At 67.0% G+C, this 26,113-nt stretch carries 37 protein-coding genes; 17 read left to right on the top strand and 20 right to left on the bottom strand.

Annotated elements, in window-relative coordinates; translation table 11 throughout:
• Window positions 1-141 precede the first annotated feature (141 nt).
• Both D1610_RS06245 and D1610_RS06240 read left to right on the top strand, forming a co-directional pair.
• Window positions 142-1,002: a glycosyltransferase family 9 protein gene (locus D1610_RS06245; RefSeq protein WP_245942010.1), complete on the top strand. Its 861-nt coding sequence runs from the start codon at window positions 142-144 to the stop codon at window positions 1,000-1,002.
• Window positions 992-1,465: a DUF6165 family protein gene (locus D1610_RS06240; RefSeq protein ID WP_222926942.1), complete on the top strand. Its 474-nt coding sequence runs from the start codon at window positions 992-994 to the stop codon at window positions 1,463-1,465. Before D1610_RS06245 ends, D1610_RS06240 begins: the two co-directional genes overlap by 11 nt.
• A gap of 81 nt (window positions 1,466-1,546) precedes the next feature.
• Here the strand turns inward: D1610_RS06240 and D1610_RS06235 are convergent, their stop codons facing one another.
• Entirely contained in the window at window positions 1,547-1,759 is a 213-nt protein-coding gene (locus tag D1610_RS06235) for a helix-turn-helix transcriptional regulator (protein ID WP_118863281.1), read from the bottom strand.
• Window positions 1,760-1,761: 2 nt separating this feature from the next.
• Window positions 1,762-2,190, bottom strand: coding sequence for a DUF2178 domain-containing protein (locus tag D1610_RS06230; RefSeq protein WP_118863280.1), 429 nt, complete (start codon window positions 2,188-2,190; stop codon window positions 1,762-1,764).
• Between the two features lie 123 nt (window positions 2,191-2,313).
• On the opposite strand from D1610_RS06230, the gene panB reads away from it, so the two are divergent.
• From panB to D1610_RS06200, 6 genes are all read left to right on the top strand, one after another.
• Window positions 2,314-3,174 (top strand): 3-methyl-2-oxobutanoate hydroxymethyltransferase, encoded by an 861-nt coding sequence (panB, locus tag D1610_RS06225; RefSeq protein WP_118863279.1) that lies wholly within the window; start codon window positions 2,314-2,316, stop codon window positions 3,172-3,174.
• A 75-nt stretch (window positions 3,175-3,249) separates the two neighbouring features.
• Window positions 3,250-3,951: a tetratricopeptide repeat protein gene (locus D1610_RS06220; protein WP_118863278.1), complete on the top strand. Its 702-nt coding sequence runs from the start codon at window positions 3,250-3,252 to the stop codon at window positions 3,949-3,951.
• The gene (locus tag D1610_RS06215; RefSeq protein WP_118863277.1) at window positions 3,948-5,276 is read left to right on the top strand and encodes an outer membrane protein assembly factor BamB family protein; all 1,329 of its coding nucleotides are present in this window, start codon (window positions 3,948-3,950) and stop codon (window positions 5,274-5,276) included. Before D1610_RS06220 ends, D1610_RS06215 begins: the two co-directional genes overlap by 4 nt.
• Before the next feature lie 227 nt (window positions 5,277-5,503).
• On the top strand, window positions 5,504-6,856 hold the full coding sequence (der, locus tag D1610_RS06210) for a ribosome biogenesis GTPase Der (protein WP_118863276.1): 1,353 nt from the start codon (window positions 5,504-5,506) through the stop codon (window positions 6,854-6,856).
• The gene (locus D1610_RS06205; protein WP_118863275.1) at window positions 6,856-7,056 is read left to right on the top strand and encodes a sulfurtransferase TusA family protein; all 201 of its coding nucleotides are present in this window, start codon (window positions 6,856-6,858) and stop codon (window positions 7,054-7,056) included. The genes der and D1610_RS06205 overlap by 1 nt, the downstream gene beginning before the upstream one ends.
• An 80-nt stretch (window positions 7,057-7,136) precedes the next feature.
• Window positions 7,137-7,562, top strand: coding sequence for an Hpt domain-containing protein (locus tag D1610_RS06200; RefSeq protein WP_245942009.1), 426 nt, complete (start codon window positions 7,137-7,139; stop codon window positions 7,560-7,562).
• Here the strand turns inward: D1610_RS06200 and D1610_RS06195 are convergent, their stop codons facing one another.
• The 11 genes from D1610_RS06195 to D1610_RS06145 all read right to left on the bottom strand — a co-directional run bounded on the left by D1610_RS06195 (window position 7,563) and on the right by D1610_RS06145 (window position 15,710).
• Complete coding sequence (locus tag D1610_RS06195; protein WP_118863274.1) at window positions 7,563-7,955, bottom strand: PIN domain-containing protein; 393 nt, start codon at window positions 7,953-7,955, stop codon at window positions 7,563-7,565.
• A gap of 4 nt (window positions 7,956-7,959) precedes the next feature.
• Window positions 7,960-8,226 (bottom strand): AbrB/MazE/SpoVT family DNA-binding domain-containing protein, encoded by a 267-nt coding sequence (locus D1610_RS06190; protein WP_118863273.1) that lies wholly within the window; start codon window positions 8,224-8,226, stop codon window positions 7,960-7,962.
• Between the two features lie 55 nt (window positions 8,227-8,281).
• The gene (gene bfr, locus D1610_RS06185; protein ID WP_118863272.1) at window positions 8,282-8,767 is read right to left on the bottom strand and encodes a bacterioferritin; all 486 of its coding nucleotides are present in this window, start codon (window positions 8,765-8,767) and stop codon (window positions 8,282-8,284) included.
• A 96-nt stretch (window positions 8,768-8,863) separates the two neighbouring features.
• Window positions 8,864-9,034: a (2Fe-2S)-binding protein gene (locus D1610_RS06180; RefSeq protein ID WP_118863271.1), complete on the bottom strand. Its 171-nt coding sequence runs from the start codon at window positions 9,032-9,034 to the stop codon at window positions 8,864-8,866.
• Window positions 9,035-9,077: 43 nt separating this feature from the next.
• Complete coding sequence (locus tag D1610_RS06175) at window positions 9,078-10,337, bottom strand: DUF418 domain-containing protein (protein WP_118863270.1); 1,260 nt, start codon at window positions 10,335-10,337, stop codon at window positions 9,078-9,080.
• Window positions 10,338-10,521: 184 nt separating this feature from the next.
• Window positions 10,522-10,989 (bottom strand): hypothetical protein, encoded by a 468-nt coding sequence (locus tag D1610_RS06170; protein WP_118863269.1) that lies wholly within the window; start codon window positions 10,987-10,989, stop codon window positions 10,522-10,524.
• A 13-nt stretch (window positions 10,990-11,002) separates the two neighbouring features.
• Entirely contained in the window at window positions 11,003-11,389 is a 387-nt protein-coding gene (locus D1610_RS06165; RefSeq protein ID WP_118863268.1) for a VapC toxin family PIN domain ribonuclease, read from the bottom strand.
• Window positions 11,389-11,598 carry a type II toxin-antitoxin system VapB family antitoxin gene (locus tag D1610_RS06160; RefSeq protein WP_118863267.1) on the bottom strand — a complete coding sequence of 70 codons (210 nt, stop codon included), beginning with the start codon at window positions 11,596-11,598 and terminating at the stop codon, window positions 11,389-11,391. The genes D1610_RS06165 and D1610_RS06160 overlap by 1 nt, the downstream gene beginning before the upstream one ends.
• 39 nt (window positions 11,599-11,637) lie before the next feature.
• Entirely contained in the window at window positions 11,638-13,869 is a 2,232-nt protein-coding gene (purL, locus tag D1610_RS06155; RefSeq protein ID WP_118863266.1) for a phosphoribosylformylglycinamidine synthase subunit PurL, read from the bottom strand.
• A gap of 91 nt (window positions 13,870-13,960) precedes the next feature.
• A complete protein-coding gene (locus D1610_RS06150; RefSeq protein WP_118863265.1) occupies window positions 13,961-14,332 on the bottom strand; it encodes a hypothetical protein in 372 nt (123 codons plus the stop codon).
• Window positions 14,333-14,405: 73 nt separating this feature from the next.
• The gene (locus tag D1610_RS06145; RefSeq protein ID WP_245942008.1) at window positions 14,406-15,710 is read right to left on the bottom strand and encodes a Y-family DNA polymerase; all 1,305 of its coding nucleotides are present in this window, start codon (window positions 15,708-15,710) and stop codon (window positions 14,406-14,408) included.
• Window positions 15,711-15,933: 223 nt separating this feature from the next.
• On the opposite strand from D1610_RS06145, the gene D1610_RS17015 reads away from it, so the two are divergent.
• Together D1610_RS17015 and D1610_RS06135 are read left to right on the top strand one after the other, a co-directional pair.
• Window positions 15,934-16,155 (top strand): hypothetical protein, encoded by a 222-nt coding sequence (locus D1610_RS17015; RefSeq protein ID WP_118863263.1) that lies wholly within the window; start codon window positions 15,934-15,936, stop codon window positions 16,153-16,155.
• Window positions 16,107-16,814, top strand: a complete 708-nt coding sequence (locus tag D1610_RS06135) for an alpha/beta hydrolase (protein WP_118863262.1) — start codon at window positions 16,107-16,109, stop codon at window positions 16,812-16,814. The genes D1610_RS17015 and D1610_RS06135 overlap by 49 nt, the downstream gene beginning before the upstream one ends.
• A gap of 14 nt (window positions 16,815-16,828) precedes the next feature.
• Here D1610_RS06135 and D1610_RS06130 read toward each other — a convergent pair whose 3' ends face one another.
• A complete protein-coding gene (locus tag D1610_RS06130; RefSeq protein WP_118863261.1) occupies window positions 16,829-17,065 on the bottom strand; it encodes a hypothetical protein in 237 nt (78 codons plus the stop codon).
• Window positions 17,066-17,380: 315 nt separating this feature from the next.
• Window positions 17,381-18,562 carry a BaiN/RdsA family NAD(P)/FAD-dependent oxidoreductase gene (locus tag D1610_RS06125; RefSeq protein WP_118863260.1) on the bottom strand — a complete coding sequence of 394 codons (1,182 nt, stop codon included), beginning with the start codon at window positions 18,560-18,562 and terminating at the stop codon, window positions 17,381-17,383.
• Window positions 18,563-18,626: 64 nt separating this feature from the next.
• On the opposite strand from D1610_RS06125, the gene D1610_RS06120 reads away from it, so the two are divergent.
• Window positions 18,627-19,346: a TonB family protein gene (locus D1610_RS06120; RefSeq protein ID WP_118863730.1), complete on the top strand. Its 720-nt coding sequence runs from the start codon at window positions 18,627-18,629 to the stop codon at window positions 19,344-19,346.
• Window positions 19,347-19,447: 101 nt separating this feature from the next.
• Here D1610_RS06120 and D1610_RS06115 read toward each other — a convergent pair whose 3' ends face one another.
• From D1610_RS06115 to D1610_RS06095, 5 genes are read right to left on the bottom strand one after another with little or no spacing between them, the layout of a single operon-like run.
• A complete protein-coding gene (locus D1610_RS06115; protein WP_118863259.1) occupies window positions 19,448-19,627 on the bottom strand; it encodes a hypothetical protein in 180 nt (59 codons plus the stop codon).
• Window positions 19,628-19,635: 8 nt separating this feature from the next.
• Window positions 19,636-20,037, bottom strand: a complete 402-nt coding sequence (locus D1610_RS06110; protein WP_118863258.1) for a type II toxin-antitoxin system VapC family toxin — start codon at window positions 20,035-20,037, stop codon at window positions 19,636-19,638.
• The gene (locus D1610_RS06105; RefSeq protein WP_118863257.1) at window positions 20,034-20,303 is read right to left on the bottom strand and encodes a type II toxin-antitoxin system VapB family antitoxin; all 270 of its coding nucleotides are present in this window, start codon (window positions 20,301-20,303) and stop codon (window positions 20,034-20,036) included. Before D1610_RS06105 ends, D1610_RS06110 begins: the two co-directional genes overlap by 4 nt.
• Entirely contained in the window at window positions 20,303-20,464 is a 162-nt protein-coding gene (locus tag D1610_RS06100; protein ID WP_182466720.1) for a type II toxin-antitoxin system VapB family antitoxin, read from the bottom strand. Before D1610_RS06100 ends, D1610_RS06105 begins: the two co-directional genes overlap by 1 nt.
• A 51-nt stretch (window positions 20,465-20,515) precedes the next feature.
• Window positions 20,516-21,019, bottom strand: coding sequence for a DUF1993 domain-containing protein (locus tag D1610_RS06095; protein WP_118863255.1), 504 nt, complete (start codon window positions 21,017-21,019; stop codon window positions 20,516-20,518).
• A 121-nt stretch (window positions 21,020-21,140) separates the two neighbouring features.
• Between D1610_RS06095 and D1610_RS16815 the strand changes: the two genes are divergently transcribed.
• The 6 genes from D1610_RS16815 to D1610_RS06070 all read left to right on the top strand — a co-directional run bounded on the left by D1610_RS16815 (window position 21,141) and on the right by D1610_RS06070 (window position 25,871).
• On the top strand, window positions 21,141-21,914 hold the full coding sequence (locus D1610_RS16815) for a hypothetical protein (RefSeq protein ID WP_147414272.1): 774 nt from the start codon (window positions 21,141-21,143) through the stop codon (window positions 21,912-21,914).
• Between the two features lie 63 nt (window positions 21,915-21,977).
• A complete protein-coding gene (locus tag D1610_RS06090; RefSeq protein WP_118863254.1) occupies window positions 21,978-23,849 on the top strand; it encodes an ABC-F family ATP-binding cassette domain-containing protein in 1,872 nt (623 codons plus the stop codon).
• 174 nt (window positions 23,850-24,023) lie between these two features.
• Window positions 24,024-24,245, top strand: coding sequence for a DUF885 family protein (locus tag D1610_RS17345; protein ID WP_245942007.1), 222 nt, complete (start codon window positions 24,024-24,026; stop codon window positions 24,243-24,245).
• Between the two features lie 135 nt (window positions 24,246-24,380).
• Window positions 24,381-25,148, top strand: coding sequence for a hypothetical protein (locus D1610_RS06080; protein ID WP_222926941.1), 768 nt, complete (start codon window positions 24,381-24,383; stop codon window positions 25,146-25,148).
• On the top strand, window positions 25,148-25,480 hold the full coding sequence (locus D1610_RS06075) for an Mpo1-like protein (protein WP_118863251.1): 333 nt from the start codon (window positions 25,148-25,150) through the stop codon (window positions 25,478-25,480). Before D1610_RS06080 ends, D1610_RS06075 begins: the two co-directional genes overlap by 1 nt.
• A gap of 67 nt (window positions 25,481-25,547) precedes the next feature.
• On the top strand, window positions 25,548-25,871 hold the full coding sequence (locus tag D1610_RS06070; RefSeq protein ID WP_147414270.1) for a hypothetical protein: 324 nt from the start codon (window positions 25,548-25,550) through the stop codon (window positions 25,869-25,871).
• The last annotated feature ends 242 nt before the right edge of the window (window positions 25,872-26,113 follow it).

Here is a 26,113-nt window from a genome sequence, read left to right as displayed (position 1 = left end):
TCTTATAAATTGATCCATGTAATATTGTTCAACTAACCTATGTGATCGCTTGAATCTTTTAAGAAAAATCGAGGAACTGCGCGCCGAAATACAGCTTTAGCTTTCGGTATGAACGACGCGTTGCAGCATTGGACTTCGGCCATGCGCGCCGGACATTATGGCGCCGCCTGGGCGATCGCGCAGGCGACGCTGGAGGCGCGCGATCCCGCTTCGCGCGACGATCCCTCGCTGCCCTATCATCTGCGCTGGGTGTGGGACGGCTCGGATGTGCGCGGCCGCGACGTGCTGGTCCGCTGCTATCATGGGCTGGGCGACACGATCCAGTTCGCCCGTTACCTGCCGCTGCTGGCGGAACGGGCGCGGTCGGTCACCATCGAAGTCCAGCCGCGGCTGCTCGACCTGCTCGCGCGCGCCGGGCCGATCGGTCGGTTGGTCCCCTTCGATCCCGAAGCGCCATTGCCCCGTTCTGAATGCGATATAGAGATCACCGAGCTCGACCTCGCGCTGCGCACGCCTCCGGAGGCGGTCGCAATACCCTACCTCCAGGCATCGCGCGCGGTCCTGCCCAGGGGGACGATCGGACTGTGTCACAGCGCGGGCGATTGGGTCGCGGATCGCAGCGTGCCCGCCAACCTGTTCAAGTCGTTCTGCGGGATCGCGTCGTGCATCACCCTCACGCCCGCGCCGACGGCACTGCCGGTGCTCAATCCGAAAGGCTGCCCGTTCGATATCGGCGCGACCGCCTCGTTGGTCGCCGGGGTCGATCTGGTGATCACGGTCGACACGATGATCGCGCATCTCGCCGGCGCGATGGGCAAACCGACCTGGCTGCTGCTCAAGGCCGATCCCGATTGGCGCTGGCCGCCCCGTGCGGCGACCAGCGGCTGGTATCCGTCGATGCGCCTTTATGCGCAGCCTTGGGCGGGCGACTGGACACCCGTCGTCGAGCGGGTCGCACGCGACCTTGCGGCGCGCGCGGAGAGGCGGGAAGATGGACGATAGCGGCTCCCCCTCTGTCCCCATCTCCTGGGGCGAGCTCCTCGACAAGCTGACGATCCTGGAGATCAAGCGCGAACGCATCGTCCGCCGCGATGCGCTGGCCAATGTCGAGAAGGAGCTGGCGTTGCTCGCCGCGCGCGCGGTCGAGGTGATGGAGGTCGCCGGCGTCGAGCCGCTCGTCGGGAAGCTGAAGCGGGTCAACAAGGCGTTATGGGAGATCGAGGACGCGATCCGCGAGCAGGAGGCCGAGGCCGACTTCGGCGCCGGCTTCGTCGCGCTCGCCCGGTCGGTGTACAAGACCAACGACGAGCGCGCCGCGCTCAAGCGCCGGATCAACGCGCTCCTCGATTCGGACCTGACCGAGGAAAAAAGCTATGCCGACGCACCAGCCGACGCCGCGGCCCCCTCCCGGCTGTTCGCCGAGCCCGCCTCTCCGCCCAAGCGGAGCGGGGCCGGCGCGCCCTAAGGGTCTGTCCTGTTCTGCATGATTCAGCGCCTGCCTGCGAAGGGGAGACGGGAACGGTCAGCTCGATTTGAACGGACTATGTCAGCATTCCCACTGGAAGACCTCTTCGAGGGGCTTGCCGAAGACCTGGGCGATGCGGAAGGCGGCTTCGAGCGAGGGGGAGTATTTGCCCTGCTCGATCGCGGCGATGGTCTGGCGGGTGACGCCGATCGCCTCGCCGAGCTCGGCCTGGGTCATCTCGCCGGCGAGGAAGCGCAACGTTCGGATCTGGTTGGAGAGCCGCGCCTCTGCCATTGTCAGAACCCCCGGCGATAGGCGATCGCCTCGCCGGCGTAGCGGACGATCTCCGCGCACACCAGCAGGCAGACCAGCGCATGGACGAGCTGGAACTGGCTGAGACCGGCAAAGGTGACGGTGATGATCGCGCCGAGCCCGATCGTGATGACGCCGTAGGCGCGGGTCGAGGCGCGCGCGGCGATCGTCCGGTCGCGCTCGTCGGCGGGGGCGTAGGACTCCTTGGGCGCGGACAGCGCCGCGGCGATCGAGCCGATGATCGCGAGGATGGTGGCGAGCACGCACATGCCGATCAGCGGCGGCACCAGCGACCAGACCGGTCCGCGCCAGCCAATCTCTCCGACGATCGCGTCGACCACATAGCAATAGACCGCGAACCCTCCGATGGCCGTGGCTAGCAAGGCCCAGGCCAGTTTCTCCCTGAACGCCATGACGCTCTCCTATGTTTGCTTCACGCGACTTTAGGTAAAGAATATCTAACATTGAGTCAAGAGGTGTTAACGTAACTGCCTCTACGGCTTGGCGGCGGTCGCACGGGCTTCTAGAGCGCGGCCATGTCCACGACCTTCACCCTCGACACCTCGACCAGCCGGGCGCACCCCACCCCGGTGCCGATGAAGCGGCTGACGGTGCCGGCGATCCAGGCCCGCAAGGGCAAGGAACCGATCGTCATGCTGACCGCCTACACGGCGCGCATGGCGCAGCTGCTTGACCCGCATTGCGACATGCTGCTGGTCGGCGACAGCCTGGGGCAGGTGATCTACGGCCTGCCCTCCACGCTGGCGGTGACGCTGGACATGATGTGCGCCCACGGCGCGGCGGTGGTGCGCGGCAGCTATCATTCGGTCGTCATCATCGACATGCCGTTCGGCAGCTATGAGGCGAGCCCCGAACAGGCGTTCGCATCGGCGTCACGAATCATGGCCGAGACGGGCGCGGCGGGGGTCAAGCTGGAGGGCGGCGAGGCGATGGCGCCGACGGTCGCCTTCCTGACCCAGCGCGGCATTCCCGTGGTGGGCCATGTCGGGCTGACGCCGCAGGCGGTGAACATGCTGGGCGGCTATGGCGCGCGGGGGCGGTCCAACGAGGAGCACGCCAAGATCGTGGGCGACGCGCGCGCGGTGGCCGAGGCGGGGGCGTTCGCGGTCGTCGCCGAAGGGGTGATCGAGCCGCTCGCCCGCACCATCGTCGGCGAGGTGTCGTGCCCGGTGATCGGCATCGGCGCGTCGGCCGATTGCGACGGGCAGGTGCTGGTGACCGAGGACATGCTCGGCATGTTCGAACGCACCCCGCGCTTCGTGAAGAAGTTCGACGACATGGCGGGCCGCATTTCCGCCGCAGTCGAGACCTATGCCAAGGACGTCCGGTCGCGGGCGTTTCCCGGCGTGGAACAGACCTATCAACCCAAGCCCTGAGACGGCTTCCCCGGTTCAGTCTGTGCGGCTAAGGTCCGCCGCCAATCTTCCCTTCACCTTATCGGAGCATTCACCTTGGCGCTGACGCCGCAGAACAACGAAGCCTTCCTGCGCGAGGTGGACGAGGAGCTTCGCCGCGACCAGCTGCGCGAATTCTGGACCAAGCGCGGAATCCTGCTGATCGCCGTGCTGGCGATCGCGCTCGCGGCGTTCGGCGGCTGGCTCTATTGGCAGCACCACAAGACCAGCCAGGCGGCGGCGCAAGGGGAGCGCTTCTCCGCCGCGCTCGATGATGTGGGCGCGGGCGCGCGCGACAAGGCGGCGCCGGTGTTCGCCGAGCTGGCCAAGGAAGGCACGCCGGGATACCGGGCGATGGCCAAGATGATGCAGGCCGATCTGGCGCTGGAGCGCGGCGAGCTGCCCGCGGCCGCCGCGATCTTCGGCGAGATCGCCGCCGACACCACGCTGCCGCAGCCGATCCGCGATCTGGCGCTGATCCGCCAGACCGCGGCGCAGTTCGACACGCTGAAACCCGAGCAGGTGATCCAGCGGCTGAAACCGCTGGCGGTGAAGGGCAATCCGTGGCTGGGAAGCGCGGGCGAGATGGTCGCGATCGCGCATCTGAAGCTCAACCAGACTCGTGAGGCCGGGGCGATATTCCAGCTAATCGCGCAGGAAGAGGGGGTGCCGGACACGCTGCGTTCACGCGCGGTGCAGATGGCGGGCGTACTGGGGGTCGACGCGGTCGACCAGAGTGAGGACAAGCAGGCACAATGATCATCAAGATGCGCTCCGCCGTGGCGATTGCGGCGCTCGTCGCGCTGAGCGGCTGCGGCATTTTCGGCGGCGGCAAGCCCAAGACGCCGGTGCTGGGCGAGCGGGTGCCGATCCTGCTGTCCGAGGACGCGGCAGAGGTCGATCCGTCGATTGCCGACGTGCAGGTGCTGCTACCCTCTCCCGAGGTCAATGCGGCTTGGGGCCAGCCCGGCGGCAATGCTGCTAAGTCGATGGGGCATCTCGCGCTCGCGGCATCGCCGACGCGCGCCTGGACCGCGCAGATCGACGGCGGCAGCAACCGCGCGCGGCTGGCGGCGGCGCCGGTGGTGGCGGGCGGGCGGCTCTATGTCGTCGACGTGGCGGGCGTGGTCCACGCCTTTGCCGCAGACACCGGCGCGCGGGTGTGGAGCCGGTCGACCAGCGACGATTCGGACAATTCCGCCGCGCTGTTCGGCGGCGGCGTCAGCGTCGAGGGCGATCGCCTTTACGCGACCAACGGCCTGGGCGACGTGATCGCGATGAACGCCGCCGACGGCGCGCAGATCTGGAAGGTGAAGCCCGGCGGCACCAGCCCCCTGCGCGGCGCGCCGACGATCTTCGGCGGCCAGGTCTATGTGATGAGCCAGGACAACCAGCTGATCGCGCTGAACGCGGCGGACGGCGCGGTGGTGTGGACCGCGTCGGGCGCGCTCGAGGCGTCGGGCGTGTTCGGCGTGGCGGCCCCTGCGGCTGCGGCGGGGACGATCGTCGCCGGCTTTTCCTCGGGCGAGCTCTCCGCCTATCGCTACGAGAATGGGCGCGTGGTGTGGCAGGACACGCTGTCGCGCACCAGCATCTCGACCTCGGTCTCGAGCCTCGCCGATATCGACGCCGATGCGGTGATCGATCAGGGCCGCGTCTTCGCGATCGGCCAGGGCGGGCGGATGGTGAGCGTCGAGCTGACCAGCGGCCAGCGCATCTGGGAGCAGTCGATCGCGGGCATCTCCACCCCGTGGATCGCCGGCGAATGGCTGTTCGTCGTAACCGACGAGGGGCGGCTTTTGTGCCTCGCCCGCTCCAACGGCAAGGTGCGCTGGGCGACCCAGCTGGCGCGCTGGCGCGACGAGGAGGACAAGAAGGGCCCGATCAGCTGGTTGGGCCCGGTGCTGGCCGGCGGACGGCTGGCGCTGGTCAATTCGGAAGGGCAGATCGCCTATGTCTCGCCTGAGACGGGGCAGGTGGCGGCGACGGTGCCGACCGAGGACAATTTCAGCCTGCCGCCGCTGGTCGCGAACAGCACGCTCTATCTGCTGGGGGACAGCGGCCGCATTTCCGCTTACCGCTAATGGCGGCAAATTCAGGCCGCAGATTCCCTGTTCCCGTCACCCCGGACTTGTTCCGGGGGCCATCGTGCCGCAAGCTTGGCGTTCACGCCTCTTGCTCCTGCCCAAGCCGCTTGATGGACCCCGGAACAAGTCCGGGGTGACGAGTAAGGTAGATGGCCGCCAGGTCAGGTGTCGCGGCGCTGAATGTCGATCCGCCAGTTGATCCGAGTTAAAGGCAAGATGCTCTCATGGCCCGATTACCCGTTGTCGCCATTGTCGGGCGGCCCAATGTCGGCAAGTCGACTTTGTTCAACCGGCTGGTCGGCAAGCGGGTGGCGCTGGTCGACGACCGGCCGGGGGTGACGCGCGACCGGCGCGAGGGAATCGCGACCCTGGTCGGCGCGGATTTCACCGTGATCGACACCGCGGGCTTCGAGACCGACGATCCGCAGACACTGCCGGGACGGATGCGCGCGCAGACCGAGGCGGCGGTGGCGCAGGCCGACGCGGCTTTGTTCATGATCGATTCGCGGGCGGGCATCACCCCCCTCGACGAGGAGATCGCGCGGTGGTTGCGCGCGGCCGACACGCCCGTGATCGTCGTCGCCAACAAGGCCGAGGGCAGAGCGGGCGAGGCGGGCATCATCGAGGCGATGGCGCTGGGCTTCGGCGATCCGGTGCCGCTTTCCGCCGAGCATGGCGAGGGTGTGGTCGAGCTGTTCGAGGCGCTGCGCCCGTTCATCGACGTCGAGATCGAGGATGAGGGCGAGGAGGCCGAAGACGGTCCGCTCAAGCTCGCCATCGTCGGACGGCCCAATGCGGGCAAATCGACCCTGGTCAACCGGATGCTGGGCGAGGACCGGATGATCACCGGGCCCGAGGCCGGCATCACCCGCGACGCGATCGCGATCGATTGGGAATGGACGCCCAAGGAGGGCGAACCCAGAAAGGTGCGGCTGATCGACACCGCGGGGCTGCGCAAGAAGGCCAAGGTGCAAGACAAGCTGGAGAAGCTGTCGGTCGCCGATGCGCTGAACGCGATCGACTTCGCCGAGGTTGTGGTGCTGCTGCTCGACGCGACGCGGGGGCTGGAGGCGCAGGAGCTGCGCATCGCCGACCAGGTGCTGCAGGAGGGCCGCGCGCTCGTCATCGCGATCAACAAATGGGATGTCGCCGAGGGCGGCAGCGCATTGTTCAACGGGATCAAGGCGGCGCTGGACGAGGGCCTCGCCCAGGTCAAGGGCGTGCCGGTGCTGACCGTCTCCGCCGCCACCGGCAAGGGCATCGACACGCTGATCCAGGTCGCTTTCGAAACGCGCGAGGCGTGGTCGATGCGGGTATCGACGGGCGTGCTCAACCGCTGGTTCGAAGCTGCCGTGGAGAAGAACCCGCCGCCCGCGCCGGGTGGCAAGCGGATCAAGCTGCGCTATATGACGCAGGCGAAGACCCGGCCGCCGGGCTTCGTCCTGTTCGGCACGCGGGTGGACCAGCTGCCGGTGAGCTATCAGCGCTATCTGATCAACGGCATCCGCCGCGATCTGGGCTTCGGCGCGGTGCCGGTGCGGCTGACGCTGCGCGCGCCGAAGAACCCGTTCGACTGATGGTGGTCGACGCGCGGGGGATGCTGTGCCCATGGCCGGCGATCCGGCTGGCGCGCGCGATCCGCGAGGGCGCGTCGGGCGAGATCGAGGTGCTGGCCGACGATCCCAAGGCGGCGGGGGAGCTGGCCGAGGTTGCGGCGGCGGCGGGGTGGACGTTCGAGAGCGGGGTGGGGCTATTCCGCGTTCGCCGCGCCGCGTAACCTCGCCTTTACACCTCCATGCCAAGGATGGGCCCGCCGGAATCGGCCCCACATGACCCGGTGAACATGGAGACTATCGCGTGCCCGTGCCTGGAGACGAGCTGATCGACTGGGAAGCTTACGGCGAATGCCGGGCGGAGCTGGGCGCCGATTTCGTGCGCATCCTGGGCTATTTCCGCGAGGACGGGACCAAATCGGTGCAGCGGATCGAGGAGGCGATGCGCGCGATGAACGCGGTCGCGCTGGTCATCCCCGCGCATACGCTGAAGGGCGAGGCGCGCCAGTTCGGCGCCGAGCCGCTCGCCGACCTGGCCGAGCTGATCGAGACCGGCGCGCGCACCTGCATCGAGCATCGCGACCGGCCCGACGCGTTGATCGCCGAGGTGGTCAAGCTGAGGCCGCTGTTCGAGGAATCGCTCGCGCTGCTGGAGCGCGAAAGCAACCCGCTGGTCGAGCGTCGCAGCCGCCCGCCGCTGCAGGCCGCGGGGACCTTCGGCCGGGCCTGATCAGGGCGCCGGCCAGACCTCCAGGTTCAGGCCGGGAATATCGGTGAAATCCTTACCATTGATGGTGATCAGGCGAGCGCCGGCCGCGATCGCTTGCGCGGCGATCATGCGATCGAGCAGCCGCGAACGGTTATAGCCGCTGGACTGGACGATATGGCCATATTCGACCGCTTCGGCCATGCCGAACGGGAGTACGTCAACCCAGGACAGCAATTCGTCTATGCGTCGGCGGTGCTCAGATGAGGCAGCGGAGTGCGCGGCGCCACCTTCGAGTTCGACCAGGGTGACGATCGATATGAACGGGCGCCCATCGAGACCGGCCATCCTCTCCAGGACGACCGGATTGCTGTCGCGCAGATAGATCGCGATATTGGTATCGACGAGGTCGGCCACGCGATCAGAGACCCGGCCGCTCCGGAATATCCACCGGAAGCCTGCCCTCCGCCCCATAGGAAGGCGGACCGAGACGCGCCAACGCATCGATCATTGCGAGCAGCCTGCGCTTCTCCTCCGCCGGATCGACCACGCGGCTGATTTCGATCTTGCCGTGCGGGCCCTGTTCCACAACGACATCGGTGCCTTCGGCGATGTCGAGGCTCTTGGGCAGGCGGATGGCGACGCTGTTGCCGCTCTTGAAGGTCTTGGTGCGGAATTGAATGGTCATCGCTCGGCCCTCGTATCTACCGTATATACGGCAGACCCCCGCGCCGCGCAATCCGCTACTCGCTGCCCTCCTCCGCCTTCGAATTGAGCTGGATGTAGTTCTGGATGCCCATTCGCTCGATCATCTCGAACTGGGTCTCGAGCGTGTCGACATGCTCCTCCTCGCTGTCGAGGATGCGGCGGAAGAGGTCGCGGCTGACATAGTCGCGGACCTTCTCGCTGTGCTCGATGGCGTCGCGCAGCAGCGGCAGCGCCTCCATCTCGAGCGCGAGATCGGCCTTCAGCACCTCCTCCACCGTCTCGCCGATGCGCAGGCGGCCGAGCAGCTGAAAATTGGGCAGGCCGTCGAGGAACAGGATGCGCTCCGACAGCCAGTCCGCATGCTTCATCTCGTCGATCGATTCGTGGCGCTCGAATTCGGCGAGCTTCTTGACGCCCCAGTGATCGAGCAGGCGATAGTGCAGCCAATATTGGTTGATCGCGGTCAGCTCGTTCTTGAGCGCCTCGTTGAGGAACTCGATGACCTTCGCGTCGCCCTTCATGCTCGCCTCCGTAAATCAGGCGGCGATCATACCCCGCCGACGGCCGAAGGACAGCCGAAAAATGGCGGAAATCTGCGGTTTTTGGTGTTGCGAGCGTTACGCAGTCGCGCGTTCGGAATCGATAATGGATCGCGCGAACGGGACGCATTGGCCGCATTTGGGCTGGTGGCCGAGCGCGCGATAGGCCTGGCACGCGCTGATCGCGCCCGAGCGCGCCGCGGCCCGCACATCGCGTTCTCTTATTGCGTTGCAGATACAAACGACCACGCGGCACTCCCAGTCCTCACGCGATCATCTAGGGATATTGCGACTAACTCGCAAGATGATTCGTGCGGCGCATCGGCTGAGGGCGCAGACGGGCGAGGCTGCGCCAGGCCCATTCGAACGGACCATAGACGAATCGGTCGAGCCACGGCTTCGACCAGGCGAGCATCAGCGCCCACATGGCGAAGACGAACAGATAGACCTCGGCGCGGCCGACATGGCCGAACAGGCCGAGGCCGTAGCCGTAGAAGATCGTCGTCATCACGATCGACGTCATCAGATAGTTGGTGAAGGCCATGCGCCCGGCGGCGGCGATGCGCGCGACGATCGCGCTTTCGCTGAAGCGCGTGACGAGGAGCACGATCAGCGCGGCGTGGGCCAGCGTCATCACCACGCGGAAGGGAATCGACCAGCCGAGAAACACCCCCATCAGCACGATGGGATCGAAGCCCGAGGCGATCTGCCAGAGCGTGATCGCCGCCATCGCAGGGAGCGAGACGGCGTAGCAGACGATCATGAACCTTCGCACGCGCGCCCGGTCCCAGCCGCCGGTGAACAGCCCGCTCTTCATCAGCGCCATGCCGAGCAGCATGTAGCCGAGCGTCTCCCCGCCGAGGATGAAGAGCAGCTGGACCGGGATCGTCGCGCGATGTTCGAGGCGATAGTCGAGCACGGTCGCGTAGTCGCCGCGATAGCCGGCGAGATCGCGCGCGATGGTCGGGCTGTCGGGACCGGGGAAGCCCCGCATCATCGCCTGATATTGCCGGACCATCTCGGCGGTCGCGTCGGGGGCGGTGGCGATCGACTGGAAATAGAGCGCGCCGGCGAACTGGACGCCCCAATAGAGCGTATGGAGCGCGAGCAGGACGATGGCGGCGCGCACCAGCGCCTTGACGCTCCAGCCCCGCACCAGGAGCAGCAGGCAGCCGAGGACGGCGTAATGGAACAGCACGTCGCCTTCCCACACCAGATAGCAATGAGCGAGCCCGAACAGCGCGAGCGCGGCCATGCGGCTGAGGTGAACGCGGGCCGCGCCTTCCGATTTCGCCTCGGCGCGCGCCATCACCAGCATGGCGCTCGCGCCGAACAAGAGCGCGAACAGTCCGCGCATCCGGCCCTCGAAGAACAGCTGGTTGATCGTCCAGACGACGATGTCCGGCAGGTCCAGCCCGCCCCAGACGCGCGGACTGACATAGGCCTGTTCGGGCATGGAGAAGCTGATGATGTTGATGAGGAGGATGCCCATCACCGCGGCGCCGCGCGTGGCGTCCAGCGTCGCGAAGCGTTCGGTTGCCGCAGTCGCCATCAATGCCCCCCGAGCTTGTGCTTTCGAGTCTGTCCTGCTTTGGCTGACCCAATTCGCTCCATCGCCCCTGCGGAGGGGGTCTATCCCGCCGCTCCTTTGGGTGTCAGCGCTTGTGGAGCCGCGGATAGGCCCCTGCCTGCGCAGGGGCGACGAAAGAAAGAACTCAGCCTAGTCAGGACGGACTTCAGGAGGCTAACGCGCTTTTCCGGCGGCCGCCAGCGGCGATCAGCGCGATCGGCAGGCCGACGAGCAGGGTGTGGAAGGCGATCGCCCAGGCGATGCGGGCGGGATCGGTCAGCGGGAAGCTGCCCGGCCAGCGCAGCGGCAGGACGATGAGGTACATCACCGCCCAGACCGCCAGCCCGTAGAGCGGGCCCCAAAAGAGCGGGCGGCGGACGAGCGCGGGAATGCGCTCCGCGGCGAGGACGAACACCGCGACGATCACCGCCATGATTGCGAAATGGATGAGGAGACCGGCCGCCGCCATGCCCGCGCCGCCGGCAAGGGCTCCGTCGCCGAGCGGCCCCGCCGCGACCGAGCGCAGCACGGCGGCGGGCGCGGCGCCGTTGGTCAGTCCTTGGATGATCGCTGCGAGGATATCGAGCGTGCCGGCGACGAGGGTGGCGAGGAGAATCGTGCGGGCGGTCTTCATCCGGTTCCCTTCCTCAATCGAGATCGGCGGCGACTCCCAGCCGTTCGGCCTGCGCGCGGAGCCGCTTGTCGCGGGTCCAGAGACTGACCGGATTGTCCGGTCCGGCGGCGCGGGGGGCGGTTAGCAGGTGCGCATCGACATAGCCGATCCCGCAATCGAAGAGGCCTAGCCACTCGATCATCGCCATGACCTCGGCGTGCGATGCGGGGGCCGCCTGCGGCAGCGCCTGGAGTTCTTCCAGCACGATCCGGCGTCGGGCGATCGAGCCCAGCGCCACTTCGCCGATAATCATCGGGTGCAGGAGGATCCGGCGGCGCTTGAGCTGCGCCGCAAGCTCTGCATCGCCCTTGCCGAGATGGTCGATCCAGATCGCGCTATCCGCGATGATGCGCCTCGCCATCAATCGGGATTGACGAAGCGCGGAGGTCGACGCCGCGGGGCGGCCTTTGCGTCCGGGTCCGAACCGCCGAGCGCGATCAGCCGCTCGGCGGCAAGTCGCTGGCGCATCTCGACAAGCGCTCGGCGCACCAAGGCGCTCGTTTCCTGGATGCCAAGGCCTTCGCGCAAGTTGGCGACCAGCTCGTCGTCAAGGGTGACCGTCGTGCGCATGCATCAAGGATAACACCAGCTGATGCGCCCCACAATGCGTCAGGCCAGCGCCGCATCCTCTCCCATGAGCTGCGGGAAGAAGCCCTCATGCGCCTTGCGGAGGTCGTCGAGGGGGATGGCGAAGTCGCCCTGGTTGAGCTCGAAGATCAAGCGGCTGGCGATGGTTCGGCCGAGCGGCTCGGCCTCGATGCCGGCGTCGGTGGCGTGGAGCAGGAAATCGAGCAGCGCGGCGTCCTGCACGGTGACGATATAGAGGCCCTGATCCTCTGCGAAATAGGAGGCGGCCACGCCGAGCGGATGCGGCGCGTTGATGAGCGCGCCGTGGCCGCCGGCGAGCGCCATCTCGGCGAGCGCGACCGCGATGCCGCCGTCCGACACGTCGTGGCAGGCGGTGACCTGCCCGCTGGCGATGGCGGCGCGGACATAATCGCCGACCAATTTTTCGGCGGCGAGATCGACGCGGGGCGGGGGACCCTCCTCGCGGCCATGGAGCTCGCGCAGCCAGAGCGACTGGCCGAGATCGCCGCGGCGCGCGCCCAACAGGATGATGACGTCGCCGGTGCCCTTGAAGCCGATCGTCGCCGATTTGCTCCAGTCGGCGAGCAGGCCGACGCCGCCGATCGCGGGAGTTGGGAGGATGGCGGAGCCGCCGCCCGTCGCCTTCGATTCATTGTAGAGCGAGACGTTGCCCGACACGATCGGGAAGTCGAGTGCGCGGCAGGCGTCGCCCATGCCTTCGAGGCAGCCGACGATCTGGCCCATGATCTCCGGACGCTGCGGGTTGGCGAAGTTGAGGCAATTGGTGATGGCGAGCGGGGTCGCGCCGACGGCGGTCAGGTTGCGCCATGCCTCCGCCACCGCCTGCTTGCCGCCTTCGACCGGATCGGCGAAGCAATAGCGCGGCGTGCAATCGGTGGTGATCGCCAGCGCCTTGCCGGTGCCGTGGACACGGACCACCGCAGCGTCGCCGCCGGGGCGCTGTACCGTGTCCGCGCCGACCATATGGTCATATTGCTCCCAGATCCAGCGGCGCGAGGCGATGTCGGGCGAGGCCATCAGCGCGAGCAGATCGGCGCGGAGATCGGCGCATTCGGGAATATCGACCAGCGCCTTGGCGGGCGGCGTCGGAACGTGCGGGCGATCGTAAAGCGGGGCATCGTCGGCGAGCGGGCCGAGCGGGATGTCGCAGACGGTGTCGCCTTGCCATTTGAGCACCATGCGGCCCCCATCCGGACCCGCTTCGGTGACGCGGCCGATGACGGCGAAATCGAGCTCCCATTTGCGGAAGATCGCCTCGGCCTCGGCCTCGCGGCCGGGCTTCAAGACCATCAGCATGCGCTCCTGCGATTCGGAGAGCATCATCTCATAGGGGGTCATGCCGGATTCGCGCTGGGGCACGTCGTCCATGATCAGCTCGATGCCGACGCCGCCCTTCGACGCCATCTCGACCGAGGAGGAGGTGAGGCCGGCCGCGCCCATGTCCTGGATCGCGACGATCGCGTCCGACGCCATCAGCTCAAGGCACGCCTCGATGAGGAGCTTCTCGGTGAAGGGATCGCCGACCTGGACGGTGGGGCGCTTTTCCTCAGCATCCTCGCCGAAGTCCGCGCTCGCCATGGTCGCCCCGTGGATGCCGTCGCGGCCGGTCTTGGAGCCGACATAGACGATCGGATTGCCGACGCCCGAGGCGGCCGAATAGAAGATCCTGTCGGTGTCGGCGACGCCGACGGTCATCGCGTTGACCAGGATGTTCCCGTCATAGGCGGGGTGGAAATTGACCTCTCCGCCGACCGTCGGCACGCCGACGCAATTGCCATAGCCGCCGATGCCGTGGACCACGCCGGCGATCAGGTGGCGCATCCTGGGGTGATCGGGCCGGCCGAAGCGCAGCGCGTTCATGTTGGCGATCGGCCGCGCGCCCATGGTGAAGACGTCGCGCAGGATGCCGCCGACCCCGGTCGCCGCGCCCTGATAAGGCTCGATATAGCTCGGGTGGTTATGGCTCTCCATCTTGAAGATGGCGGCCTGACCGTCGCCGATATCGACCACGCCGGCATTCTCGCCGGGGCCGCAGATCACCTGGGGGCCGGTGGTTGGCAGCTTCTTGAGGTGGATGCGGCTCGACTTGTAGCTGCAATGCTCCGACCACATGACCGAGAAGATGCCGAGCTCGACCAGATTGGGCTCGCGGCCGAGCGCCGCCAGGACGCGGGCATATTCGTCTTCGGACAAGCCGTGCTCGGCGACGATCTGGGGGGTGATCTGGGTCATGCGCGTGCCCTTAGCGAGGGCGTGGCGCGCGGCCAAGCAAAAGGGCCGGCGAATTGCTCCGCCGGCCCTTGTTGGTGTCGGAAGGTTGCGATCAGGCGTGGCAGTCCTTGGTCTCGCCTTCGGGGGTCTTGAGGGTGATCTCCTCGGGCGTGCCGGTGACGGTGTAGCCGTTGCCGGTGAAGCCTTCGCCCTCCGCGTTCTTCTCGAGGCGGACGGGCGGCCCGCGGCGCTCCGCCTTGTAGTTGACGAAGCTGCCGTCGAAGAAATCGACGAAGGCGAGGCTGTTGTCCTTGCAGCGGAACGAGACGCTCGCCGACACCGCCGGGGGAAGCGTGACGGGCGCGGCGTTGGCCAGCTCGTCCGCCATCGGATCGACCGGGCCCTGGACGATGGTTTCGGGTTCGGAATTGCAGCCGGCCAGCGAGAGCAGGGCTGCGGCGGGGAGAAGGAGGATACGGGTCATATCGCCCCGCGCTTTCGCGATTGCAGCAAGATTCGTCAAGTGGGTATGAGATGATGTCACCGCATCCTGCGTATCATTCATGGAATTCGCTCAGCTCCGGTATGCGGCCGAAGGCGATCTTCGCGCCGACCCGATCGAGCCGGTTGCCGGTGAGCGGGCCGACCGAGACGGCGTTGCGGCCGAAGCGCTGGTTCAATCGGTCCATCGCGCGGCTGAGCGCCAGCGTGCGCGTTTCGCGGGCGAGCGGATCGTCGGGATCGAGCCAGGCGAACAAGGACGCCTGATCGCCCTCCACCATCTCGATCTCCGCGAGCGTGACGCCGACCATGCGCAGCCGCAACCCGCCATGGCGCTCGCGTCCGGCGGCGGCGAGGCGGGGGAAGATGGTGTCGAGCGCCGACAGGATGACGAAGCTGTCCTGCGTGGCGGGCAGCCGCACCGACGTGCGCCAGTTCGCCTTGTCGTCCTCGAACTTGCCGTGGAGCACCAGCAGCCGGCTGCGATAGCCCTTGCGGCGTAGCCGGCTGGCGGCCTTCAGGGCGAGGCGGCGGGCGGTGAGGCGGACCGGCTCGAGCCCGCGCTTGCCGGGCGAGAGGACATGGCTGTGGCCGATGGTGCGGCTCTGCGTCGGCTTTTCGGGCAGCTCGACGCCGTGAAGCAGATACCAGAGCCGGTCGCCGTCGGTGCCGCCCCAGGCATGGCCGGCGTCGCGCGGGCGGCGGGCGATCAGATCGGCGATGTCGTTGACGCCGTCGCGCGCCAGCCGCGCCTCCATCTTCGCGCCGATCCCGGCGATGTCGCGCAGCTTCAAGTCGAACAGGCGGTGGGGGAGCTGGTCCTGCGTGAGGACGACGAGGCCGTCGGGCTTCATCATGTCCGATGCGAGCTTGGCCAAGAGGCGGTTGGGCGCGATGCCGATCGAGGAGGTGAGGCATTCGCCGATATTGGCGGCGATGCCCGCCTTGATGCGCATGGCGAGGGCGCGGGCGGAAGCCTCGTCATTCTCGTTGTCGAGCAGGCGGCAGGCGACCTCGTCGATCGAGCAGACGCGGGTGACGGGGACGTGGCGCCACACCTCTTCGATGATGCGATCGTGATATTCGACATAGAGCTTGTGGCGCGCGGGCGTGACGATGATGTCGCGGCATCTCTGCTTCGCCTCCCACACCGGGGTTCCGGTGAAGATGCCGTAGCGCTTCGCCTCGTAGCTCGCCGCGATGGCGACGGTGGTGTCGCTGCCGACCGGCGCGACCAGCACCGGCTTGCCGCGCAGTTCGGGCTGGAGCTGTTGCTCCACGCTGGCGAAATAGCTGTTGAGATCGAGGAACAGCCAGCGCAGCGGGCGCGGGGGCAGCAAAACTTCTCGATCTTCGCGCATGTGCGGCATGGAAATATGGGTTCCGGCGACTCGGTCGAAATGAGCCGACGGGAACATAACAGGAACTTGTGATGTAGGACATCCCCGTCATGTCGCTCATGGACGTGGCTGAACGCTATGGGCGCGGCGGCGTTGTGAGACGATACGTCCCGATTTCACCGCTGCGGACCTGGCGGAGGCGCGCCGGCTCAACGCCAGGCTCGATCGGCTGCCCCGGCTGCGGATGCAGACGGTGGTGGGACGGCTGGTGCTGAACGGCCTGCTGCGCGTCGCCGAGCTTTATCCGCTGCTGTGGCCCGCCGAGCGGGGCATAAGAAGCGCATCGCGAATGGTCACCGCGCTCGACCGCGAGATCGAGCTGCGCATATTTCGGCCCGCCGGGCGGTGCAGCGGGTCGTGCTCGACGTCCATGGCGGCGGCTGGACGATCGGCAACGCCCGGATGAACGACAGCAAGAACGCCGAGCTGGCGGCGAGGATCGGCGTGGCGGTGGTCAGCATCGACTACCGGCTGGCGCTGTCGCAGCCGATCAGCGCGGTGGTCGACGATTGCGAGGCCGCGGCGATCTGGACGATCGCCAACGCCGGGCGGATGTTCGGCTGCGCCAGGATCGCCATGGTCGGTTCGTCGGCGGGATCGCATCTGGCGGCGGCGGCGATGCTGCGGCTGCGCGACCGGCACGATGCGGCCGGCAGCATCGCGGGCCTCCTGCTTTATTACGGCCTCTATGATTTCCACGGCACCGACATGGTCCGTCAGGCGGATAAGGAGACGCTGCTGCTGCACGGGCCGACGGTGCGGTCGACCTTGTGCAAGCTGACCCCCGGCATGACCGGGGAGGAGCGGCGCGATCCGGCGATCTCCCCGGTTTACGCCGATCTGGGCGGGCTGCCGCCGGCGCTGTTCGTCGTGGGGGAGAAGGACATGCTGCTGGAGGACAATCAGCGCATGGAAGCGCGCTGGCGCGCCGCCAACGGCAATGCGGAGCTGCTGGTGGCGCCCGAATCCCCCCATGCGTTCGACCGGATGGGCACGCGCATCGCAGGCAAGATCGAGGCCTATACCGTCGAATGGATCCTCGAGCGGCTGAGGTCCGCGCCCTAGGAGCGACTTCATCGTCAGTGGGGCAGCTCGCTCGCGAGATCGGGGGTGCCGCGGGTGGTGAACAGGCCGGTGCCGAAGGCGCTGCCGCCTTCGAGCGGGAGCGCCGTCGCGCAGAAGGCGCATTCGGCGGTCATCCGCCCGACGATCCAGTTGGACTTGCCACAACCGGGGCAGACATTGCGTTCATCCAAGTGAAACATGATCCGGTAGCCGGACAGACCGGCGGCAACATTGCAGGGATACGCGAACATGACGTTTCTCCTCCTGTGTGCTTTCAACAGAAGATACGTCCCTATTGTTCCCGAATCGCAACGATACTTGCGGCGAGTGGATCATTTCGGGACTGGTCGTAGGACGATCGGCTGGGTTGAACCAACTTGCGATCTCGACACAATGACAACCTCTCTTCCCGTCACCCCGGACCTGTTCCGGGGTCCATCAAGCCGCAGGCGCAGTGCTTGAATCTCCAGCTTTGACCTCGCCGCCCGATGGACCCCGGAACAAGTCCGGGGTGACGGAGGTGGGAGCGGTGACCCCATCCAAAAGGCGAATCTCGATCGGACTGATCAGATCGCCTGGCCCGCCGCCCAGCCGCTCGCCCAGGCCCATTGGAAGTTGTAGCCGCCGAGCCAGCCGGTGACGTCGACCGCCTCGCCGATCGCATGGAGGCCGGGCAGGTGGCGCGCGGCCATGGTTTGCGAGGAGAGCCCGGCGGTGGCGATGCCGCCCACCGTCACCTCCGCCTTGGCGAAGCCCTCGCTGCCATTGGGGGTGAAGCGCCAGGTGGCGAGGCGGCGCTCGACCTCGGCGAGCGCGGCGTCGCGCTGGTTGGCGAGCTCGCCGGGCAGGGCGAGGCGGTCGGCGAGCGTTTCGGCGAGGCGATCGGGCAGGCGCTCGGCAAGCGCGGCGCGGAGATGCGCGCGCGGGCGGGCGCGCTTGGCGGCGGCGAGCCAGCCGGCGGGCGCATCGGGGAGGAAGTCTATCGCGATGCTCTCGCCATTCTTCCAATAGGACGAGATCTGCAGGATCGCGGGGCCGCTGAGGCCGCGATGGGTGAACAGCGCCGCTTCGCGGAAAGCGGCCTTGCCCGCGCTGGCGACGACTTCGGTGGCGACGCCGGAGAGGGTGCGGAACAGCGCTTCCTCTCCGCCCAGGGTGAGCGGGACGAGCGCGGGGCGGGGCTCGACCACCTTGAGGCCGAACCTGCGCGCGAGATCATAGGCGAAGCCGGTCGCGCCGAGCTTGGGGATCGAGGGGCCGCCGGTGGCGATGACCAAGGCGGGGGCGGTGGCGGTGCGGCCGCCGTGGGCGATGGTGAAGACGCCATCGGCGTGGGTGACATCGGTAATTGGCGCGGAGAGGCGGATTTCGACCCCGCCGCCTTCGCATTCGTCGAGCAGCATCCGGACGATCTGTTTGGCCGATCCGTCGCAGAAAAGCTGGCCCAGCGTCTTTTCGTGCCAGGCGATGCGGTGCTTTTCGACCAGATCGATGAAGTCCTGCGGCGCGTAGCGGCCGAGCGCGGACTTGGCGAAGTGCGGGTTGGCCGAGAGATAGCGATCGGGCGCGGTGTGGATGTTGGTGAAGTTGCAGCGCCCGCCGCCCGAGATGAGGATCTTCTTGCCCGGCGCATCGGCATGGTCGATCACCAGCACGCGCCGTCCGCGCTGGCCGGCGGAGAGCGCGCACATCAGCCCGGCGCCGCCCGCGCCGAGGATGATCGCGTCATAATGGTCGGCGGCGGGCATGGCCGCGCCCTGTCATGCCGCGAGGATATCGGCAAGCCGGGGTTCGTGGCATGATGCGGGGATGATGCTGGGCCACCGGGATGACAGGCGCGAGCGGGCGGCGTCGGCGCTGGGCGTCGCGCTGGTCCACGCGCTCATCGGCTGGGCGCTGCTGACCGGGCTGGGCTTCGAGCCGGTGCGGCAGGCGGAGGAGACGCTGGCGGCGTTCGACGTGACCGAGCCGCCGCCGCCGCCCGAGGCGAGGCCCGCGCCGGAGAAGGCGGCGGCGCGCGCCGAGGGGGCCGCCGCGCCGCCCGCGCTGGAGGCGCGGCCGAGCCCGATCGTCGCGCCGCCGCCGGTCGTCCCGACGCCTTCGCCGGTGATCGCCGCGCCGGTCGCCAGCCCCGACGATGCGCCGATATCGGGCGCGACGCCGCTGCCGGGGCCGGGCACGGGCGGCGGCGGGATGGGGACCGGTACGGGGAGCGGCGGCGCGGGCGACGGGCCGGGCGGCGGGGGCGGGGCGGTGCGAGCGAAGCAGATCGCCGGGGCGATCACCCCGCGCGACTATCCCGCCGGCGCGCGGCGCGCGGGCGCGAGGGGATCGGTGACGGTGCGCTTCACCGTGGGGACGGACGGGCGGGCGCGGGATTGCGCGGTGGCGATCTCGAGCGGGCGGAGCGACCTGGACGCGACGACGTGCCGGCTGATCGAGGCGCGCTTCCGCTATCGGCCGGCAAGGGATGCGGCGGGGCGCGCGGTGGCGGAGGAGCGCGGGTGGCGGCAGGATTGGTGGTTTGAGTGATTCCGTCGCCCTTGCGCAGGCAGGGGCCTCTGAGTTCGTGGCCCGTCTGAACCCTGTGTCTGCCTCCTGAGGCCCCTGCCTGCGCAGGGGCGACGGGATATCTACCGCAGCTTGGCGATGCTGAGGCCGTCGAGCTTGGCGCGGTCCTTGACCGATTCCTCGCTGCGGGTGAGCGCCTTGGCGATCGCCTTCAGCGCCATGCCCTTCTTCGCCAGCGTGTGGAGCTTCTGGAGCTCGTCGGGGCGCCAGGGCTGGCGGTGGCGTTCGAAGCGTTCGGCCATGACGGCTCCTATGCGGGAAGGGCGCGGGCGACGTCGGTGTGGGCGAAATCGGCGCCTTTGAACAGCAAAGGCTCGCCGGTCGCCTTGGCGAGGGCATAGGCGAAGCAATCGCCGAAATTGAGCTTGGCGGGGTGGCCGGTGCCCAAGCCATAGCGACGATAGGCTTCGCGGGCGATTTCGGCCTGTTCGATAGTGACGGGAGCTATTGAGATCGGCGCGGTTTCGATCAGGTCTTCGGCATCCGCCCATAGATGATGTTGTCCGGAGCGCGTGATAACCGCCGCCAGTTCGATCCAAGACCCTGCCGACAATGACACCTTGTCACCACCAACAACAAGGGCAGCGGCCATTGCACTGCTGTCGCTCTCGCCGCGCAATATGGCCACGATTGCCGATGTATCGACGATCACTTGAAGCCGCCGTCCTCGTCATACAGCAAGTCGCCATGCTGCGTGGACAACTCCATGTCGGCGTATTCCGGTTTCCAATGGCGCGAGGCGCGCCGCCCGATCGCCAGAATTTCCTCGACCGAGGCTCGCTTCGCCTTCGCATCATCATCAGCGAGCTTTTCCAGCGCCGCACGCACGGTGGCAGTTACCGACTTGCCGTGTTTGTGCGCTAGGCGGCGGGCCAGATTGACCGTGTCTTCGTCCTTGATGTTCAACTGCACACCCATCAGTCGATTGCCCCCTTTTTGACCTTGGACGTGAGCCGCGCGGCACGATCTTCCAATGCATCACAGACCGTCGCAGTGATAGATTTGCCCTCCAAGGCCGCGAGCCGATGAGCGAGCGCCACCGCTACGGGATTTTTGATATTGATGCGGGCGTCCGGCATGTTTCTACCTTTTCTGTGAGACATTCTACCACAGGCCGCCGTCGCCCGCAATCAGCCGCCGAGATAGTCGCGCTTGCCGATGGGGACGCCGCGCATGCGCAGCAGGGCGTAGGCGGTGGTGAGGTGGAAATAGAAATTGGGGAGGACGAAGCCTGTCGCATAGCTCCGGCCGGTGAAATCGAGGCTGCCGGTGGGGAGGGGGAGGGAGACGGGCGCTTCCTCCCTGCCGTCCACGTCCGCGCGGGGGACGGATTTGATGAAGGCAACGGTCCTGTCGATGCGCGCGTGGAGATCGGCGAAGCTGGCTTCGTCGTCGGGCATCGCGACATTCTCGGCGCCGGCGACGCGGACGAGGAACAGCTTGGCGGTGTCGCTCATCCGCTGCACCTGCGCGGGGAGGGGGTGCATGTCGGCGATCAGGCGGGTGCCGAGCAGGTCGGCCTCGGATATGCCGTTCTCCTTCGCCCAGACCTCGCCCGCGGTGAGCAGCTTCGCGCAGGTGGAGAAGCCGCGCAGGAAGGCGGGAACGGTGAGATCGTAGAGTTCGGTGGCCATGACGCGTTCCCCCTGTGTGTGGAGCGGGATGTGGGTGGGGGCGGGGTGGGGTGCAACGGTGGGCTTCTCTCTCGGGCCCATTTGTTGCAGATCAGGAACGCAATAGTGAGAGGGTTCAACCGTGACTGTATTTTTGGCCTACGATCCTCGTGATCAGGTGCGGACTGACCTTGAATTTGAAGACTTCATTGAGGTCGCGCAGGGCGGGACAATACGGAGTTGCGCGACGTCTGATAAGTTTGTTGAGATCGGTCTATCTGACGAAATTAACATCAGATTTCAAGCAATAGACTCTGGTGAACTTGTTGTTATACTAATGTCTACGTTGAATGAAGAAGATATATCGCCGCTGCGAATTCGTATCGTGGGCGAGGAAGGCGTTCCTACAGCGGCGCACATCGAGGAACAAATACGAGCCCTTAGGCAGTCCTACGCAATATCATATTTGATAAATACAGGTCGCGCCCACGAATTAGAACAGGCAATCAATGAAAATCCCGATGCTGATCTAGAAGTCGAACTGTTAGATGACATTGAGAGATTATATATTTCTGCGGCCTCCCCTGGGTCGCTTTGGCTCACCATCATAACGAAAAGCGCAAAGGCTTATGAAATCGCCAAATATTCTCTTGCTTTGCCCTACAAGGAGGGGCGGGAGGCGCTTCTGAAGCGCGTTAAAGCTGACACCAAACTAAAGGAATTAGCCGTCGAGGAAAAGCAGCTCGAAATCGGTCTCAAACGCGTTAGCGGATTGGTTGATACGCTCAGCAGTATCGACCGATTGGAGGACGTTGAAAGCCGAACTGTTTTGAGAAGGTCGTTAATTGGCAATCTTGAAGGACTTGGAGCAGCAGAAATGCTTGCACTTCCACGGCAGAAAGAGGCGGACGAATAAGTCAACGATGGGGGCACACGTCCCCTCGCCACGCGCCGCATCCCCTGCTAACCGCGCGGCGTCATGCTCAATATCAACGATATCACGGTGCGCCTGGGCGGGCGGGTCATTCTTGACGGTGCGTCTGCCGCCTTGCCGCCGCGCAGCCGGGTCGGGCTGATCGGGCGGAACGGGGCGGGGAAGTCCACGCTGGTGCGGGTGATCGCCGGGTTGCTGGAGCCGGACAACGGCGCGGCGGAGATGCCGCGGGGGGCCCGGCTGGGCTATATCGCGCAGGAGGCGCCGGCCGGCAGCGCGACGCCGTTCGAGACGGTGCTCGCCGCCGATGTCGAGCGGGCGGCCTTGCTCGCCGAGGCGGAGGCGTGCCACGATCACGACCGGATCGGCGAGATCCACGAGCGGCTGATCGCGATCGACGCGCATGCGGCGCCGGCGCGGGCGGCGCGCATCCTGGTCGGCCTGGGGTTCGACGAGGCGGCGCAGGCGCGGCCGCTCGACAGCTTTTCGGGCGGGTGGAAGATGCGCGTGGCACTCGCCGCCCTGCTGTTCTCGCAGCCCGACGTGCTGCTGCTCGACGAGCCATCCAACCATCTCGACCTGGAGGCGGTGCTGTGGCTGGAGGATTTCCTCAAATCCTATCGCGCGACGATATTGATCGTCAGCCATGAGCGCGATTTCCTGAACAATGTGGTGGACCATATCCTCCACCTCGATCGCGGCAAGCTGACGCTCTATCCCGGCGGCTACGACGCGTTCGAACGCCAACGCGCCGAACGTCAGGCGCAGCAGGCGGCGGCGCGCGAGAAGCAGCTGGCCGAGCGGGCCAAGCTGCAGGACTATGTCGCGCGCAACTCCGCCCGCGCCTCGACCGCCAAGCAGGCGCAGAGCCGGGTGAAGGCGCTCGCCAGGATGCAGCCGATCGCCGCGGTGGTGGACGATCCGTCGCTGAGCTTCGATTTTCCCGATCCGAGCGAATTGCGGCCGCCGCTGATCACGCTCGACATGGCGAGCGTGGGGTATGGCGAGACGACCATTCTCAGCCGGTTGAACCTGCGGCTCGATCCGGACGACCGCATCGCGCTGCTCGGCCGCAACGGCAACGGCAAGACGACGCTCGCCCGGCTGCTGGCGGCGCAGCTGGCGCCGATGGAGGGCGGGATGACCGCCTCGGGCAAGATGCGCGTGGGCTATTTCACCCAGTACCAGGTCGAGGAGCTCGATTCGGGCGACACGCCGCTGGAGCATATGACCCGCCAGATGAAGGGTGCGACGCCGGGCGCGGTGCGCGCGCAGCTGGGGCGGTTCGGCTTTTCGGGGGACAAGGCGACGACCAGGGTGGGCAAGCTCTCGGGCGGCGAGCGGGCGCGGCTGGCGCTGGCGCTGATCACGCGCGACGCGCCGCACATGCTGATCCTCGACGAGCCGACCAACCATCTCGACGTCGATGCGCGCGAGGCGCTGATCCAGGCATTGAACGCCTATTCGGGCGCGGTGGTGGTGGTGAGCCACGACCGCCACATGCTGGAGACCACCGCCGACCGGCTGGTGCTGGTCGATCAGGGCACGGCGCGGGAGTATGACGGGTCGCTCGACGACTATATCCAGCTGGTCCTGTCGGGCGACGCCAAGGATGCGGCGAAGGCGGGCAGGAAGGCCAGCAAGAAGGAGGACCGCCGCGCCGCGGCCGAGGCGCGCGAACGGGGCCAGGCGCTGCGCAAGGACGCGAAGGCGGCGGAGGCCGAGATCGCCAGGCTGGGCGCGGAGCGATCGGCGATCGACCATGCCATGTTCGCGCCTGCGGACGCGCGGGCGGACCTCGCCAAGCTGACGATGACCGAGCTGATGAGGCGCCGCGCCGAGGTGCAGGCGAAGCTCGACGCGGCCGAGGCGAGGTGGCTGGAGGCGAGCGAGGCGCTGGAGGCGGTCGAGGCCTGACGGGTTCTCAAATCCCTGGCGATCGCTCTATGGTCTTGCCCGACACGATATCCGATAGCGGGAGAAGGGCATGATCGATCGTCGCAACCTGTTGGGCTCCGCCGTGGCGCTGGGGGCGGGGGCCTTGCTGCCGATGCGCGCGCTTGCCCAAAGGCCAACCGGCGAGGCAGCGGCGTGGCGACCGAGATCGAGCGATACAGCGTATGGCCCGGCCAGGCGACGAGCTATATGGTCGGGCAGACGCGCTGGCTGGCGATCCGCGAGAAGCTGAAGGCGAAGATGGGCGCGAAGTTCGACATTCGCGGCTTCCACGACACCGCGCTATCGGCGGGCGCGATGCCGATGTCGGTGCTCGAGACGGTGATGGACCGCTGGGCCGACGAACGGATGGGGTGAAGTCCAAGCCGTTGTAATCACGCGGTGCCTGGCATAGTTTCGTCCGGAATTCTGTGGGAGCAACGCATGGGCTGGACCAGCGGACTTGGCGGCGCGGCGTTGATGGCGACCGCTATGCAAGGCCTGCCTCCGCCGGTGGCTTCTCCATCTGAATTGGACGCGCCGGTCGACGGCTACGATCTACGCACACCCTATCAGGTGTGGCGCTGGTGGATCGAAAGTCGCAAGGGCGAGGCGATCGAACAGGTGCTCGGCACGCCCGACGAGATCGCTGGCAAGCGGCCGTTCGGGCTACCGCTGATACGCTTCACCAAATTCAACGATTTTGGGGCGTTCGTGACCGGCGAAATCAGGCTCTATTGCGATCCGATGGAGGCCGGCGCGGTGAAGCGCGAGGACTGCATGTACCGGTTGCGCCGCGCCTATGTGCCGCACGCCGCAGGCCATTATAAGCCGGACAATCCGGTTGCGATCTGGACGCGCGAGAATTTTGACGCGCGCAGGCTCGCGGCGCACCTCAAGGCCGAGGGGATCGCGCCTGATACCGATTGGTGGCGGGCCGACCGTGCCAAGCTGTTTTCGGTCTTGCCGTCTCCGTTGCCGATGCTGGTCGAGCATGCAACGGTCGTGCGACTGGATTCGGGCGAATGCCCGGCAATGGTTGCGGCGATGAACGCGGCGGAGAATGGACGGATCGATTGGCGCACCGACATGTACGGCATCGGTGACGATGTCCGCTCCAAGCCGCCCGGACCGCATGCCGTGACCGTGCAAATGACGCTGAGGATCGCAACCCCAACGGGACCGGCGACGATCGAGGCCCCGGCTGCGGCGTTCGAAGAGATCGTAACGCCGATCCTGACCGCGGCCGATGGTTGCGAGAAGGCGCGGGAGAAAAGCTGATGGCGAACCGCATCACGACCTATGCCGAGTTCTGGCCCTTCTATCTGCGCGAGCATTCGCGGATGGCGACGCGGCGGCTGCATTATGTCGGGACCGCGCTGACCTTCGTGTTCCTGGGCCTCGCGATCTGGTCCGGCGGGTGGTGGTGGCTGGCGGTGCCGGCAGCCGGATACGGATTTGCATGGTTTGCGCATTTTCGCGTCGAGCGGAACCGGCCGGCGACCTTCACCCATCCCTGGTGGTCGCTGGTGAGCGATTACCGCATGTTCTTCCTGGCGATCGCCGGCCGGCTGGGGCCGCACCTGCGCGCGGCGGGGGTGGGACAAGGCTGACCGCGCCGCATCATGGTTAACCGCTTGTTAGGACCCCGGCTGCATAACTTGCGCAGTGGGGACCGATATGAGCACAATCCGGCAGATGGCGAACGACGTGGGCGCGAAACACGCCTGGCTGGCCTATGTTTACGAAGTGGCGGACGCGGTCGCGGATGCGCCCGCCGGCAACATCCCGCCAGGAACGACGAGCGTGCTGCACCGGGCGATCGACGCGCTGAAGGCGATGGCGCCCGGCGACGACCATATCGCGCGCGCCGAGGCGATGTCGCTGACGGTGCACCGGCTGGAATGGGCGCTGCTCGGCCGATCGACCGATGCGGCGGCGCTGCGGCGGCAATTGCGCGCGCAGAGCCGCGAATGGATCGAGGCGACGCCGCTGTTCCATTGAGCAGGGCTCGACCGATCCCAAATCACGATGCCCGTCGCCCCTGCGAAGGCAGGGGCCCATCGGACGTCAACCATTGGGCGGTAGTCCGGGTTGAGAGACCGGATGGGCCCCTGCCTTCGCAGGGGCAACGGTTCAGTTTGCCGATCAGGGCCGTTCTGCCGCTGTATCGCCCTATCGTTGTCGGCGAGGCGCGCAGGCGCAGGTTTTCGTCGCCAAAGTTTCGGTCGCTTGCCGATGGAGCG

Source organism: Sphingomonas gilva, from assembly GCF_003515075.1.
GTDB lineage: Bacteria > Pseudomonadota > Alphaproteobacteria > Sphingomonadales > Sphingomonadaceae > Sphingomonas > Sphingomonas gilva.
Note: the sequence above shows the minus strand (reverse complement) of the source record. Positions and strands in the feature narration are given on the sequence as shown.